This is a genomic window from Dactylosporangium sp. CA-139114 (genome assembly GCF_050955725.1).
Taxonomy (GTDB): Bacteria; Actinomycetota; Actinomycetes; order Mycobacteriales; family Micromonosporaceae; genus Dactylosporangium.
Genome location: NZ_CP192080.1, coordinates 6,090,775 through 6,104,404, shown reverse-complemented (window position 1 = coordinate 6,104,404; position 13,630 = coordinate 6,090,775). Strand labels below are relative to the sequence as shown.

Here is a 13,630-nt window from a genome sequence, read left to right as displayed (position 1 = left end):
CGACCTGCGGGCACCGCGGCGCGGTCCGGCATCATCGACGCGCCGCGCGACACCCACGTGATGACCGTTTATGGGGCGTGGGGGTGGGTAGCACTCGGCGTTTTGGCTCACTGGGACGCGCGGAGCACGGAAGGAGTACCGAGGGTCGGCATGACGCTGCCACGAGCGGAGGAAGACGAGCGGGGACGGCGGCGGCCGCTGCTCGGCCATGGGATGCGACTGCTCTTCATCGCTCTGATCGGCTGCTTCACCGCTTGGGGCATCGCGCAGGACCTGACCACGCCGATGGTGGCGGGCTTCAAGCGCATCTTCGAGATGAGCACCTTCCAGGCGTCGCTCGTCCAATTGGCGTACTTCGGCGCATACTTCGTGCTCGCGCTCCCGGCGGCCTTTCTCAACCAGCGCTTCGGCTACAAGACGGGAATCCTCACCGGACTGGGGCTGGCGGCGCTGGGCGCCTTCCTCTTCTATCCGGCGAGCAAGATCATGACGTACGGGGCGTTCCTGCTGGCCCTGTTCGCGATGGCCGCCGGCTGCTCGATCCTGGAGACCTCCGCGAACCCGTACGTCATGTCGCTCGGCCCGCAGGAGTCAGCGACCCGGCGGCTGAACTTCGCCCAGGCATTCAATCCGGTGGGCACGAACATCGGTGTGCTGCTGGCCTCGACGCTCATCCTGCCCAAGCTCGCGGAGCCGGTGGACATCGCGTCGCTGAGCCCGGATCAGCTGCGCACCATCCGCGCGGGCGAGCTCGGCGCGGTGATGGCCCCTTACCTGGGGCTGGCCGTCCTCCTGGCACTCATCGCGGTCGCCATCGCGAGCCAGAAGGCGCCGCCGATCGTCGAGGAGTTCCCCGATGCCGGCCCACACACCGGCGGCACCCGCGGCCTGTTCGGCGTGCTGTGGCGCAGCGAGCGGTACCGCTTCGGGGTGATCGCCCAGTTCGCGAACATCGGGGCCCAGGTGTGCACCTGGACGTACCTGATCCAGTACGTGGAGCAGGCACTGGGCGGCAGCCTGCAGAAGGGTGGCGTCTATCTGCAGCTCAGCCTGCTCATCTTCCTCGGATCACGCTTCCTGATGACGTGGGTGATCGGTCGTGTGCGCGCCACCAAGGTGCTCGCCGCGCTGGCCTTGCTGGCGGTGGCGCTGTGCATGTTCGCGATAGTCAGTCCCAACATCGCCGGGGTCCTTGCCGTGGTCTCGCTGTCCTTCTGCCTGTCGCTCATGTTCCCGACGATCTACGGCGTGGCCCTCAAAGGGCTCGGTCCGGCGACCAAGTTCGGCGCCGCCGGCCTCGTGATGGCCATCGTCGGCGGCGCGATCATGCCGGTGGTACAGGGCAGGCTCGTGGACCGGACGAGCGCGGCGATCTCCTTCATCGTCCCAGCCGCCTGCTTTGCCGTCGTCGGGCTCTACGCCTTCTACGACCTCAGGGCCGCGGCCGGGCCCGTCCGCGGGAGCACCGAGCCGGTCCTGCCCAGGGGCGCCGGGCCGAGCACCGTCACCGGGAGCACAGCATGAATCGCCGGCGCCGCGCGGCAGCGGCAGTCGCGGTCATGGTGCTCGCCCTGGCCGGCTGCGGCCCACCGGAGCCGACGAGCCCCACGAAGGAAACCAGGCGGCTCGAGGTCGTGTCGTGGTGGACCTCCGGCTCGGAGGCCGCCGCGCTGAACGTCCTGTTCTCCGCCATGCACCAGACGAATCCGAACGTCGACGTCGTCAACGCCGCGGTCCCGGGCGGCGCCGGGTCACAGGCGGTCGTGGCCCTGGCCAAGCGGCTGCAGAACGGCAACCCGCCCGACGTCTGGCAGACCTTCGCGGGCAAGTCCGTGCAGGGCTACGCCGACCGCGGCGTCATCCGCGACGTCGCGCCGGTCTTCGCCGAGGAGGACCTGCGCGCGACGATGCAGCCGACCATCCTGCGTTCGCTCATGCACGGCGGCAAGCCCTACGGGGTGCCGACAGGTGCCCATCGCAGCAACGTGCTGTGGTTCAACACCGAGCTCGTCAGCCGGGCCGGCGTCACGCCACCCTCCGGCACCTACGCCCTCGCCGCTTTCCTGGACGACCTGCGGAAGGTCAAGGCGTCCGGAGCGACCCCCCTGTGTCTCGGCGGCAAGGACCCGTTCACCACCGTCGAGCTGTTCGAGAACGTGCTCCTCAGCACCATCGGGGTGCAAGGCTGGCAGGACATGGCCGGCGACCGCCTCAACTGGCGCGGCGCGCAGGTGCGGGCAGCGCTGCGGACCTTCGGAGACATCCTCGCCTACGCCGATCCCGGAGCCGGCACGTTGACCTGGGACGCGGCGACCAAGAAGCTCGCCGCCGGTGGTTGCGCCTTCGAGTCCGTCAACGACTCGGCGTACGGCGAGCTGGTCACCTCCGGCGCACGGCAGGGCCGAGACTTCGCAGCTGTGGCGTTTCCCGGCACCGGCGAGAGCTTCCTCGCGGTCGTCGACGTCTTCGTGGCCGCGACCGGAGCCGAGAACGCCAGGAACGCCCTCGCCTTCCTCGGCGACATCAGCAAGCCGGAGACCCAGATTCCGTTCAGCAAGGCGAAGGGGTCGGTGCCGGTGCTCCGCAACGTCGACATCTCGTCCCTGTCCGTCTACCAGCGAGATGCCTCGAGGAGTCTCTGGGGCTCGTCGGTGCTGCTGTCGGTCGCGCACGGCGAGGCCATGAGCCCAGCGTTCCAGGAGGGCTTCTACGGCGCCGTGTCGACCTACGTGCGCACCCGCGATCCGGACACCTTCGCCCGGGATCTCGAAAACGCGGTCACCCGGGACAAGATACCGCCACGCTGACCGCACAGCGTCGTGAGCACGGGCGAGCTCATCGACGGCGTCCACCCGACGGCCGGCGGGTACGACAAGATGGCCGCGGCCTGGTACAGCGCCCTGCGGTCCGTCCCCGGCAGCCTCGAGACCACCGGCGGCGGCACCGGCTCCGCGCTGGTCGGCGCCCCCTCCGGTCGCTGCCTCGACGTGCCGGGGCAGCAACACCGCCAACGGCACAGCCTAGGACGCGCCGACACCGGCGAGAATCTCGGCGACGGTGTGCGCGCTGACGGCGGCCATCGACCCGTCGCCATGGCGGGTCGCGACCGTGCGCACATGCTCCTCGGCGGTCCGGGCCAGTCCGTCGTAGACGGCGGCGAAGACGTCCCGGGCCGCCGGCCGGGGCCAGTCCGGCGGCAGCAGCCGGACGGGCAGGCGGGGATCGAGCACCGCGAAGCGGCGGTAGGTGTCCATCACCTCGGTGCGGGCGCGTACCGCCTCCGCGCCGCCGACCCGGCCGGCGGCGATGTGGCGCAGCAGCGGCCGCCACCGCCGGATGAACTGCTCGTAGAGCGCGGCGATCGCCGCGATGTCCCAGGCCTGCAGCGGATCGCGCCGGGTCGCCGGGCCGAACTCGGCGTGCCGGGCCCGGAACACCGTGATCGCCTGGGGGGCGACCTCGGCGAGCCGGGCCGAGACCGGGTCGGTGAGTGCGTACGGCGAGATCCACAGCGCGTCGTACAGCGGCGCGTACCCCAGCCAGCGCAGCCGGTTGCGCAGCTCCCGGCGGCGAGCGCGCTCCTGCTGCGGCAGCGAGAACGCGATCAGCGTCCACCACTCGTCCCACGGCTCCGCCCCGGCCGCCGACGACACGATCCACTGACCACCGGCCGAGAGCTGGCCGGCCGCGGCGGTGGTCAGCCGGTAGGAGCTGTGCCGGCCCTCCCGCCGGCCCTGCAGGACCCCGCGGCGGGCCAGCCGGCTGATCGCCGTGCGGGCGCCCGCCTCACTCACCCCGGACTCGATCAGCAGCGCCACGATGGCGGCCGACGGCAGCCACGCGCGGGTCCGCAGGGTGTAGTCCGCCATCAGCGTCACGGCCAGGCCCTGCGGCGCCGGTCCGGACTGCCGCCGGGGGAGCCGCACCGGCGCGTCGTCGTCCGGGAAGATCTCCTCGATGTCGAACGGGTCGGCCACGGCCCGACTGTAGTGCCTCGGCCGCCCGCCACATCGATTGACACTTATGTGTCCCGGGCGCACACTAAGTGCCGCACGATGGCTTGGGAGCCGCGCCGTGATCCGTCCGACCAGACGAGGAGTAGGCGCATGCGCTTCAGACGGAAACTCCTGCTCGGCCCGGTGGCGTTGCTCGCCTTCGCCGGGCTGACCACGGTCGCGTTGCGGCCCGCGTACGCGGCGACGCTGACCGAGGTCACCAACTTCGGCGCGAACCCGGGCGGCATGCGTATGCATGTGTACGTCCCGGACGCGCGACCGGCCCGCCCGGCGATCGTGGTCGCCATGCACGGCTGCGGCGGCTCCGGCCCGGGTTTCTACTCGGGCAGCGAGTTCGCGAGCCTTGCCGACCGGTACGGCTACATCGTCATCTACCCGACCGCGACGCAGCAGGCCGGCTTCGGCAACTGCTTCGACACCTGGTCCGACGCGGCCAAGCGGCGCGGCGGCGGCAGCGACCCGGTGTCGATCGTGTCGATGGTGACGTATGCGGAGCAGCAGTACGGCGGTGACCCGAGCCGGGTCTACGCGACCGGCAGCTCATCCGGCGGCATGATGACCAACGAGATGCTGGCCCTGTATCCGGACGTGTTCAAGGCCGGTGCGGCGTTCATGGGCGTGCCGTTCACCTGCTTCGCCAACGCCGCGGACTACCCGCCCGGCACCAGCCGGTGCACCGGCGGCAGCATGGACCGCACCCCGCAGCAGTGGGGCGACGCGGTCCGGCAGGCCTATCCGGGGTACTCCGGGCCGCGGCCGCGGATGCAGTTGTGGCACGGCACCAGCGACACGCTCGTGCCGTACTCGCTGCTGCAGGAGGAGGTCGAACAGTGGACGAACGTGTTCGGCCTGAGCCAGTCGCCGACGTCCACCGACACGCCGCAGTCCGGCTGGAACCGCCGCCGCTACGCGGATGCCGGCGGTACGGTGCAGGTCGAGGCGTACAGCATCCAGGGTGCCGGGCACAGCCTGCCCTCAGCCGGCATGGCCGCGTACGCCGTGGCGTTCTTCGGCCTCACCGGCACCGGCGTCCCGCCGTCCTCCAGCCCTCCCGCGTCCAGTCCTCCCGCCTCCAGTCCTCCCGTGTCCAGCCCGCCGGTCTCGAGTCCGCCACCGGGCGGGGCCGCCTGCCGCGTCACGGACACGATCAGCGCCTGGAACACCGGGCTGACCGCGAGCATCACCGTCACGAACACCGGTAGCAGCACCGTCAACGGCTGGGCACTCGCCTTCACGCTGCCCTCCGGCCAGGTCATCACCTCGGGCTGGAACGCCCAGTACAGCCCGGCCTCCGGGGCCGTGACCGCACGCAACATGAGCTACAACGGCGTGCTCGCACCGGGCGCGTCGACGACGATCGGCTTCCAGGCCACCCACACCGGCAACACCGCCCGCCCGGCGGCGTTCACCCTCAACGGTGCCGCCTGCACGCTCGGCTGACACCGGACGTTCCGGCCGCGGCGCTGGGTCGCCGCGGCCGGGACCGGCGCTACCGCTGCAGCCGGGCCGCGTCGCTCGGGCCGCCGCGGCGGACCAGCCACGCGTCGGTGATGTGGGTGAACATCGCGGCCGCGGCGCCCTCCGGGTCGCGGGCGGCGATGCGCTCGTAGATGCGCCGGTGCCCCAGATTCGACGCGATGCACAGCGTCCGGTCCGTGCGGCCGACGTAGCGCGCGGTGTGCAGCACCTGGCTCACCAGCGCCTTCACCACGGCCCGGGCGATGCGGTTCCCGGACGCGTCCATGATCAGGTCGTGGAAGGCGCGGTCGTGCTCCTCGTAGGTGACGTGGTCGTCCACGAGTTCGTCCATCCGCTCGACCGTCGCCCGCATCCGCTCGATGGTCGGCTCGTCCGCCAGCCGCGCCGCGACGTGGGCCATGTCCGACTCGAGCAGGCGCCGGGTGACGACGAGGTCGTCGAGGATCTCCAGGCTCTCGTCCTCGGCCACGGCCGCGCCGAGCACGAGCTCGTCGAGCATGTTCCATTTCGACGGGGGCGTCACGACGGTACCGCTGCCCTGGCGGACCTGGACGAGGCCCTTCTCCTGCAGCACCTTCACCGCTTCGCGGATCACGGTGCGGCTGACCGAGAACGTCTCGCACAGGGCCGGCTCGGGCGGTAGCGGCGTGCCGGGCGGATGGACACCGCGCACGATGCGCTCCACCAGCTCGGCGGTGACCGCCCGGCCCAGATTGGCCGGGCGCCGTACCCATGCCGGCGGCGCGACGGCCTGGCCGTCCGGCTCGGCCTGGGATGTCGTCATGGATCCTCCGTCGGGCGCGGCTGTCGTGGCACGGCCCGCGCACAGTGTACGGCCGCGGCCGATCTGATGCTTGCAAACATCATACGTATGCCCTTACATTTCGTCGCAGTGAAATCTTGCGCAACAGGGCCTCACCGACAAGGACGTGCATATGTTGCGAATGAGACAAACCCGTCGGCGCCGATTCGCCGGGATCGGCAGCGCCGCGCTCGCCGTCGCGCTCACCCTCGCCGGCTGCGGCAAGTCCGGCGCCACATCCGAGGGCTCGTACGGCTTTGCGCAGGTCGCCCAGGACGACAAGGCGACGATCACCGTCTGGGTCGACGCCGACCGGGCGGGTGCGGTGGACGCGTTCAAGAAGGCCAACCCGGACGTGAAGCTCGAGGTCGTCACCTACGACGGGTCGGCGAACGGATCGAACTCCTTCCGGACCAAGATGCAGCTCTTCGACCGCGCCGGCAGCGGGTGGCCCGACGTGGTCTTCTCGAGCCAGAACAACGACGCCGCCTGGGCCAGCCAGGCGACCAACGGCAAACAGGCGTTCGCCGCCGTGCTCGACCAGGGGCTCGTGGACAAGAAGACCCTGGCCGACTTCACCGCCGGGGCGCTGAATCCCTGCACCGTCGGCGGCAAGGTGTACTGCCTGCGCAACGACCTGGCCCAGGTGGTGCTCTGGTACGACAAGGCGCTGCTGCAGCAGTTCGGCTACACCCTGCCGGCCACGTGGGAGGAGTACCAGGCCCTCGGGGAACGGGTGGCCCGCGAGCACCCCGGCTACATCGTCGGCAGCGTCGGGGACTCCTTCACCCCCGAGGTGTACTTCTGGAGCGGCAAGTGCCAGGCCAACGGCATCACCGGACCCAAGTCGGTGACGGTGAACACCGGCAGCACCGAGTGCAAGCGGGTCGCGGCCATGCTCGACGTGCTCATCAAGAACGGCACCACCCCCTCGGTCAGCGTCTTCACCCCGGAGTTCGTCAAGAGCTACACCGGCAAGGTGCTCATGATGCCCGGCCCGGCGTGGTACTCGGGCGCCATCTTCAACAACCCGCAGTCGCTCAACGTCCCCAAGGGTGAGCTCGGCGTCGCCGCGCCGCTGCCGTGGCGGGGCGAGGACGCGGTGACCGGCAACGTGGGCGGCGGCACCTGGTTCATCAGCAGCCACTCGAAGAACCTCAAGGCCGCCGCGAAGTTCGCCGAGTTCGTCACCACCGCCGACGACTACCAGGTCAACCTCGCCCCCGGCTACCCCGCCTACGCGCCGGCCGCCGACAAATGGATCAAGAAGCAGGAGACCAGCGGCTACGCCACCGACCTGCAGCCGCTGATCAAGGCGGGCACCCAGATCTGGAACGGCTGGGGCTCCGGCATCTTCAGCCAGGAGGCGATCTGGGCCAAGACCGTCACCCCGGCCATCGCCGGCGGCAAGAGCCTCGTCGGTCTGCTGCCGGAGTGGCAGACGGCCATCAAGAACCAGGCTCAGGTCGACGGATACACGGTCGCATGACGATCGTGCGTGAGGCCGCGCGCCCGGTGGGTGCGCGGCCTCGGTCGACGAGCGGGCACCACGCGATGTCCTACGGGTTCGTGGTGCCCTACACGGTCCTGGCCGCCGTGTTCGGTGTGTTCCCGGCGCTGTACGCCGTGTTCCTCGCATTCACCGACGGCGAGGGCGGCTTCGCCGGCGCGGGCAACTTCGCCAAGGTGTTCGGTGACTTCCGGTTCCTGCCGGCCGTGGGTCACGTCGCCACCTTCCTGCTCGCCTGGCTGGTCGCCCTGGTCGTGCTGGTCACGTCCCTGGCGATCGTGGTGCACGCGATCCGGGTCCGCTGGCTGAGCCGGGCGCTGCGGCTGGTCTTCTACCTGCCGGGCGCGGTCGCGGGCGCGTCCAGCGTCCTGCTGTGGCTGTTCGTGCTCGACCCGACCGCGAGCCCGGTGGCCGGACTGCTGCGGCTGGCCGGATTCACCAGCTTCAACCAGGTGATCGCACCCGGCAACCTGCCGCCGATCTTCGCCGTCATCGCCTTCTGGACCGGGGCCGGTGGGTGGATCGTGATCATGTACGGCGCCCTGAACAACATCAGCCCCGACATGATCGAGGCGGCCCGCATCGACGGCGCGAGCGCGATCCAGATCGCCTGGCGCATCCAGCTGCCGCTGCTGCGCAAGTGGATCTCGTACATGGGCATCATGTCGCTCGCGGCCGGCACGCAGCTGTTCGTCGAGCCGCAGCTGCTGTCCCAGGCCAGCAACGCCGTCGTGCCCAACGACTACTCGCTCAACCAGCTGGCGTACCTCTACGCGTTCCAGCAGAACGACTTCAACGCCGCGGCCGCCGTCGCGCTGTTGCTGCTGATCATCGCCCTCGCGCTGTCGGCCGTCTTCGTGACGCGCGGCGGGCTGTTCGAGAGGGACTGACATGACCATGGCGAATCCCCGGCCCGGCGCGGGCGCGGCCACCGGCTGGGCCGGCCGGACGATCGTCTCGGTCGTGGTGGCCGTGTTCGTGCTGTTCTTCGCCGTCCCGATCGTCTGGCTCCTGCTGGCGACGACCAAATCGGCCCGGGAACTGCTCGTCGGCCACCCGTTCCGGCCCGGCAGCATCGGCGATCTGGCCGCGAACTGGCGGGAACTGCTCGAGTTCCAGGACGGGGCGGTGACCGCCTGGATCGGCAACTCGGCGCTCTACGCGCTCGGCGCCCTGGCCATCACGCTCGTGGTCAGCATTCCCGCCGGCTACGCGCTGGCGATGACCGAGTTCCGGTTCCGCCGGCCCCTGCTCGTGCTGACCCTGATCGTGATGCTGATGCCGAACACCGCGCTGGTCCTGCCGATCTTCCTGGAGCTCAACGTGGCCGGCCTGATCGGCAGCCCGCTGTCGGTCATCCTGCCGATGTCGTTCTTCCCGTTCGGCGTCTACCTCACCTACATCTACTTCTCCACGAGCCTGCCGCGCGACCTGCTCGCCGCGGCCCGCATCGACGGGTGCACCGAGCTGGAGGTGTTCACCCGGATCGCGCTGCCGCTGGCCACGCCGGTCGTGGCGCTGGTCGGGTTCTTCAGCTTCGTGCAGAGCTGGAACAACTTCTTCCTGCCGTTCGTCATGCTGCCCTCCAGCGACGGCTACCCGGTGCAGGTCGGCCTGACCGCACTGCTCGCCTCGACCCCGGCGTTCAACCCGAGCTCCGCCGGAACCCAGTCCGTGCAGCTGCCGACGCTCGCCCTGGCGACGGTCGTCTCGGTGCTGCCGGTGCTGATCGTCTTCCTGTTCGCGCAGCGCTTCCTGGTCGCGGGCATGACGGCGGGCGGCACCAAGGAGTGAGCGTCAACCATGCCGACAAGGAGCGTGTGTGAAAGTCACCGGGTACCGGAGCCTGGCCACCCAGCACGACTGGGGCCGGCTCATCGGGGATGTCAACGGCGTGATGGCCGGGCCCCGCACCGACGTGCACGTGCTGATCCTGGAGACCGACGACGGGCTGGAGGGCGTGGGCATCGGCGCCCACGGTGACATCGACCGCGTCTTCGGTGCCGTGGAGGGCGAGGACCCGAGGGCCGTGTCGGCCCTCTACGACCGGATGCTCGCGCGGGTGTTCAAGAACGGGCACAACGGCGCGACCTTCGGCGCGATCGGCGCCATCGACATGGCGCTGTGGGACCTCAAGGCCAAGGCGATCGGCGAGCCGCTCTGGCGCACGCTCGGCGGCCGCGACCGGTTCGTCCCCGGCTACGCCTCGGGGCTGGACATCGCGCTGGACGACGACGACCTCGTCGCACTCTACGAGCGCTTCACGGAGCGGGGCTTCCGCGCGGCCAAGCTCAAGGGCGGCCGCGACCTCGACCACGATCTGCGCCGGCTGGAGGCCGTCCGCGACGTGCTGCGGCGCAACTCGGCGCGGCCCGCCCTGATGTTCGACGCGAACGAGTCGTGGCACCGGTCGCAGGCCGTTCGCTGCATCACCGCCCTGGAGCAGCGGGTGGACCTGACCTGGATCGAGGAACCGGTCCGGCGCTGGGATGCCGCGGGGCTGGCCTCCGTGCGCCGGGGCGTGCGCGCGGCCGTCGCCACCGGGGAGAACCTCACCGGCCTCGAACAGTACCGTCCGTTGCTGGACGCCGACGCGGTCGACATCGTCCAGGCGGGCAACGTCTGGGGCATCACGCACTTCCTCCGCGTGGCCGCCGTGGCGCACGGCCGCGATCTGCCGGTGAGCCCGGTGGCCCACCACGCGAACCCCCTGGCCCACGCCGCCGTCGCGGTGCCGAACCACCTCACCTCCGAGGTGCAGGATCTGGTCGCACCGATCGGTCTGCATGTGGACCAGGAGTTCCAGGACGGCGGGATCGTCCTCGGCGACGAGCCGGGTCTGGGGATCCGGGTCGACGAGGAGTGGATCCGGCAGGCCCGGGCCGCCGATCCGCCGGCCGCGACGGCCGGCCCGCATGTCCGGCCCGCCCGCGCGGGGCTGCGGCTGGTGCCGGACGCCGGCGCAGAGGAGCCCTAAGCCAGCTCGATCAGCCCGGCGGCGCGCAGCGCCGCCCAGAGCGCGTCCGGCACGACGGCCGCGCTCCGGCGGACGGTTTCGGTCACCTCCGCCGGGCTGCGCAGGCCGACCACGGTCGAGACCACCGCCGGATGGCCGCGCACGAAGGCGAGCGCGGCCTCCGGCAGGCTGACGCCGTGCTCGGCGCAGATCGCCGCGATGCGCCGGGCCCGCTGGAGCACTTCGGCCGGAGCCGGCCGGTAGTCGTAGGTGGCGTCGTCCGGGGGCCGGTCCCGGGCCAGCAGCCCCGAGTTGTAGACGCCCGCGATGACGACGCCGACCCGGCGCTGCCGCGCGGCCGGCAGGAGGTCCTGTGCGGCGCCCTGCTCCAGCAGCGTGTAGCGGCCCGCGCACATGACCAGGTCGACGTCCGTCTCCCGCACGAAGCGGGCGAGCATCGCCGACTGGTTCATGCCGGCGCCGATGGCCCCGATGACGCCCTGGTCGCGCAGGTCGGCGAGGGCGGGCAGGGCCTGCGTGGCCGCCTGGTGCCAGTGTTCGTCCGGATCGTGCAGGTAGACGACGTCGAACCGGTCCAGGCCGCAACGCCGCAGGCTCGCCTCCAGCGAGCGGCGGACGCCGTCGCGGCTGAAGTCCCAGACCCGGCGGTGGCTCGCCGGCACGTCGAAGCCCTCGGGGTCGCGGCGGTGCGCGGTCTCGGGTGTGGGCACGAGCAGCCGGCCGACCTTCGTCGACACCACGTAGGCGTCCCGCGGCCGGTCGCGCAGCGCCGCGCCCAGGCGGCGTTCGGACAGGCCGAGCCCGTAGTGCGGCGCGGTGTCGAAGTACCGCACGCCGGCGTCCCAGGCGGCGTCGACCGCCGCGGCGAACGTCTCGTCGCTCGTGGCGTGGTAGAGGTTCCCGCCCTGGGCGGCCCCGAAGCCGAGAGCGGTGAACCGCACCGCCGGGCGGCGGGGGAGGGCCACGGCGGTCACGACGCGCCCCGGCTGCCGGTCACCGGCCGAGCCAGCCGCCGTCGACCGGCAGCACCGCGCCGTTGACGTAGTCCGACGCCGGTGCGGCCAGGAACACGGTGGCGCCGGCCAGGTCGTCGGGGCGGCCCCAGCGTCCGGCCGGGATGCGGTCGAGGATCGATCGGTTCCGGGCCGGGTCGTCGCGCAGTGCCCGGGTGTTGTCGGTGGCGATGTACCCGGGGGCGATCGCGTTGACGTTCACGCCGTGGGCGGCCCACTCGTTGGCCAGTGCCTTGGCCAGCCCGGCCACGGCCGATTTCGCGGCCGTGTAACCCGGCACGTTGATGCCGCCCTGGAAGCTCAGCAGCGAAGCGGTAAAGATGATCTTTCCCCGGCCGCGCTCCAGCATCGTCCTGCCGACGGCCCGGGTCAGGACGAACTGGCTGCGCAGGTTCACCTCGAGGACCTGGTCCCAGAGCTCGTCCGGATGCTCGGCGGCCGGTGCGCGGGCGATCGTGCCCGCGTTGTTCACGAGGATGTCGACCGGCCCGTGCCGGTCGAGCTCGCCGACCAGCCGGTGGACGGACGCGCGGTCGGCGAAGTCGGCGCGAAGGGCGATGAAGTCGCGCCCGGCCGCGCGCACCCGGCGCTCGACCTCGCTGCCGGTCGGCTCGAGCTGCGCGGAGACGCCGATGATGTCGGCCCCGGCCCCGGCCAGTGCTTCGGCCATGGCCAGCCCGATGCCCCGCCGCGCGCCGGTGACGAGCGCCCGCCGCCCGGTCAGATCGAACAGCCCGCTCACCGCCCCGGCTCCCGCCAGTCGAGCAGCACCTTCATGACCCGGCCGCCGGACTCCAGAGCGGCGAAGGCGTCGCCGACCGCCTCGACCGCCTCGATCCGCGAGATCAGCCGGGCCGCGGGAACGGCGCCCGATTCGATGAGCCGGATCGCCTGCACCACGTCGTCGCGCTCGTACAGCCGGGCCCCGAACAGCTCGAGCTCGCGCCAGAAGAACCGGTGCAGGTCCACGGGCCGCGGCTGCGCGTGGATGGCCACCATGACCAGGCGCCCTCGGGTGGTGAGCACCTCGACCGCGGTCGAGACGCCCTCGGCGGAGCCGGAGACCTCGAAGGCGATGTCGGCGCCGGCGCCGTCGGTGCGCTCCTGGACGAAACCGGCCGCGTCGGTGGCCCGCGGGTCGAGGGCCTCGATGCCGAGCTCGGCCGCCACGGACCGGCGGAACGGGTCGGGCTCCAGCAGCACCACACGGGCGTCGTGCCGCTGGGCGACGAGCGCGATCAGCGTGCCGATCGGACCGCCGCCGATCACGACCACATGGTCACCGCCGGCGACGTCCGCCCGCCGCACATCGTGCACCGCCACGGCGACCGGTTCGACCAGCGCGGCGTGTTCGAGCGGCAGGCCGGCGGGCAGCGGCAGGACGAGGTCGGCCGGCACGTTCCACAGGGACTGCATGGCGCCGGGGGAGTCGATGCCGAGGAACCGCATCGCGTGGCAGATGTGGGTGTTGCCGCGCCGGCAGGCATGGCACTGCCCGCACGAGCGGGTCGGCATCACCGTGACCGGCCGGCCGGCCGACCAGCCCTGGACCTGCGGCCCGACCGCGTCGATCCAGCCGGACATCTCATGGCCGATCACGGCGGCCGGGCCGACCCGGGCGTCCATGTCCCCGTGGAGGATGTGCAGGTCGGTGCCGCAGATCCCGGTGTAGGCCACCGCGATGCGAACCTCGCCGGGGCCGGGCTCCTGTGCGCAGCGGCGCTCGACCGTGAGCCGGCCCGGGGCGTGGTACACGACTGCTCTCATCGACACCCTGCTCACCCTTCATGCCGACCGGCGGGGCGCGGGCGGGCGGCCGCCACGCGACGGAAA

The 13,630-nt window shown here is 71.6% G+C and carries 12 protein-coding genes; 7 read left to right on the top strand and 5 right to left on the bottom strand.

The window, feature by feature from the left end; translation table 11 throughout:
- Positions 1 to 150: 150 nt before the first annotated feature.
- Together fucP and ACQP2P_RS26920 are read left to right on the top strand one after the other, a co-directional pair.
- Positions 151 to 1,524, top strand: a complete 1,374-nt coding sequence (gene fucP / locus ACQP2P_RS26925) for an L-fucose:H+ symporter permease (protein ID WP_433605290.1) — start codon at positions 151 to 153, stop codon at positions 1,522 to 1,524.
- A complete protein-coding gene (locus tag ACQP2P_RS26920; protein ID WP_433605288.1) occupies positions 1,521 to 2,807 on the top strand; it encodes an ABC transporter substrate-binding protein in 1,287 nt (428 codons plus the stop codon). Before fucP ends, ACQP2P_RS26920 begins: the two co-directional genes overlap by 4 nt.
- A gap of 213 nt (positions 2,808 to 3,020) precedes the next feature.
- On the opposite strand, the gene ACQP2P_RS26915 is transcribed toward ACQP2P_RS26920, so the two are convergent.
- The gene (locus tag ACQP2P_RS26915) at positions 3,021 to 3,977 is read right to left on the bottom strand and encodes a PaaX family transcriptional regulator (RefSeq protein WP_433605286.1); all 957 of its coding nucleotides are present in this window, start codon (positions 3,975 to 3,977) and stop codon (positions 3,021 to 3,023) included.
- A gap of 129 nt (positions 3,978 to 4,106) precedes the next feature.
- Between ACQP2P_RS26915 and ACQP2P_RS26910 the strand changes: the two genes are divergently transcribed.
- Positions 4,107 to 5,456 carry an extracellular catalytic domain type 1 short-chain-length polyhydroxyalkanoate depolymerase gene (locus ACQP2P_RS26910; protein ID WP_433605284.1) on the top strand — a complete coding sequence of 450 codons (1,350 nt, stop codon included), beginning with the start codon at positions 4,107 to 4,109 and terminating at the stop codon, positions 5,454 to 5,456.
- Between the two features lie 49 nt (positions 5,457 to 5,505).
- On the opposite strand, the gene ACQP2P_RS26905 is transcribed toward ACQP2P_RS26910, so the two are convergent.
- Entirely contained in the window at positions 5,506 to 6,279 is a 774-nt protein-coding gene (locus ACQP2P_RS26905; protein WP_433605282.1) for a FadR/GntR family transcriptional regulator, read from the bottom strand.
- A gap of 160 nt (positions 6,280 to 6,439) precedes the next feature.
- Between ACQP2P_RS26905 and ACQP2P_RS26900 the strand changes: the two genes are divergently transcribed.
- From ACQP2P_RS26900 to ACQP2P_RS26885, 4 genes are read left to right on the top strand one after another with little or no spacing between them, the layout of a single operon-like run.
- A complete protein-coding gene (locus ACQP2P_RS26900) occupies positions 6,440 to 7,786 on the top strand; it encodes an ABC transporter substrate-binding protein (protein ID WP_433605280.1) in 1,347 nt (448 codons plus the stop codon).
- On the top strand, positions 7,783 to 8,697 hold the full coding sequence (locus ACQP2P_RS26895) for a carbohydrate ABC transporter permease (protein WP_433605278.1): 915 nt from the start codon (positions 7,783 to 7,785) through the stop codon (positions 8,695 to 8,697). Before ACQP2P_RS26900 ends, ACQP2P_RS26895 begins: the two co-directional genes overlap by 4 nt.
- 1 nt (position 8,698) lies before the next feature.
- Positions 8,699 to 9,601 (top strand): carbohydrate ABC transporter permease, encoded by a 903-nt coding sequence (locus ACQP2P_RS26890; RefSeq protein WP_433605276.1) that lies wholly within the window; start codon positions 8,699 to 8,701, stop codon positions 9,599 to 9,601.
- 28 nt (positions 9,602 to 9,629) lie between these two features.
- Positions 9,630 to 10,784, top strand: a complete 1,155-nt coding sequence (locus tag ACQP2P_RS26885; protein WP_433605274.1) for a mandelate racemase/muconate lactonizing enzyme family protein — start codon at positions 9,630 to 9,632, stop codon at positions 10,782 to 10,784.
- On the opposite strand, the gene ACQP2P_RS26880 is transcribed toward ACQP2P_RS26885, so the two are convergent.
- Genes ACQP2P_RS26880 through ACQP2P_RS26870 form a run of 3 tightly spaced genes read right to left on the bottom strand, consistent with a single transcriptional unit; the run spans position 10,781 to position 13,564 of the window.
- Positions 10,781 to 11,758 (bottom strand): aldo/keto reductase, encoded by a 978-nt coding sequence (locus ACQP2P_RS26880; protein ID WP_433605272.1) that lies wholly within the window; start codon positions 11,756 to 11,758, stop codon positions 10,781 to 10,783. The genes ACQP2P_RS26885 and ACQP2P_RS26880 overlap by 4 nt on opposite strands.
- Positions 11,759 to 11,777: 19 nt before the next feature.
- On the bottom strand, positions 11,778 to 12,539 hold the full coding sequence (gene kduD / locus ACQP2P_RS26875) for a 2-dehydro-3-deoxy-D-gluconate 5-dehydrogenase KduD (RefSeq protein WP_433605270.1): 762 nt from the start codon (positions 12,537 to 12,539) through the stop codon (positions 11,778 to 11,780).
- Positions 12,536 to 13,564 carry a zinc-dependent alcohol dehydrogenase gene (locus ACQP2P_RS26870; RefSeq protein WP_433605268.1) on the bottom strand — a complete coding sequence of 343 codons (1,029 nt, stop codon included), beginning with the start codon at positions 13,562 to 13,564 and terminating at the stop codon, positions 12,536 to 12,538. Before ACQP2P_RS26870 ends, kduD begins: the two co-directional genes overlap by 4 nt.
- Between the last annotated feature and the right edge of the window lie 66 nt (positions 13,565 to 13,630).

Bases quoted from the DNA above. Each gene is read 5' to 3' on its own strand.
- ACQP2P_RS26895 (WP_433605278.1), top strand. From the start codon at position 7,783: ATGACGATCGTGCGTGAGGCCGCGCGCCCGGTGGGTGCGCGGCCTCGG.
- ACQP2P_RS26900 (WP_433605280.1), top strand. From the start codon at position 6,440: ATGAGACAAACCCGTCGGCGCCGATTCGCCGGGATCGGCAGCGCCGCG.
- fucP (WP_433605290.1), top strand. From the start codon at position 151: ATGACGCTGCCACGAGCGGAGGAAGACGAGCGGGGACGGCGGCGGCCG.
- ACQP2P_RS26890 (WP_433605276.1), top strand. From the start codon at position 8,699: ATGACCATGGCGAATCCCCGGCCCGGCGCGGGCGCGGCCACCGGCTGG.
- ACQP2P_RS26870 (WP_433605268.1), bottom strand. From the start codon at position 13,564: ATGAGAGCAGTCGTGTACCACGCCCCGGGCCGGCTCACGGTCGAGCGC.
- ACQP2P_RS26920 (WP_433605288.1), top strand. From the start codon at position 1,521: ATGAATCGCCGGCGCCGCGCGGCAGCGGCAGTCGCGGTCATGGTGCTC.
- ACQP2P_RS26910 (WP_433605284.1), top strand. From the start codon at position 4,107: ATGCGCTTCAGACGGAAACTCCTGCTCGGCCCGGTGGCGTTGCTCGCC.
- ACQP2P_RS26905 (WP_433605282.1), bottom strand. From the start codon at position 6,279: ATGACGACATCCCAGGCCGAGCCGGACGGCCAGGCCGTCGCGCCGCCG.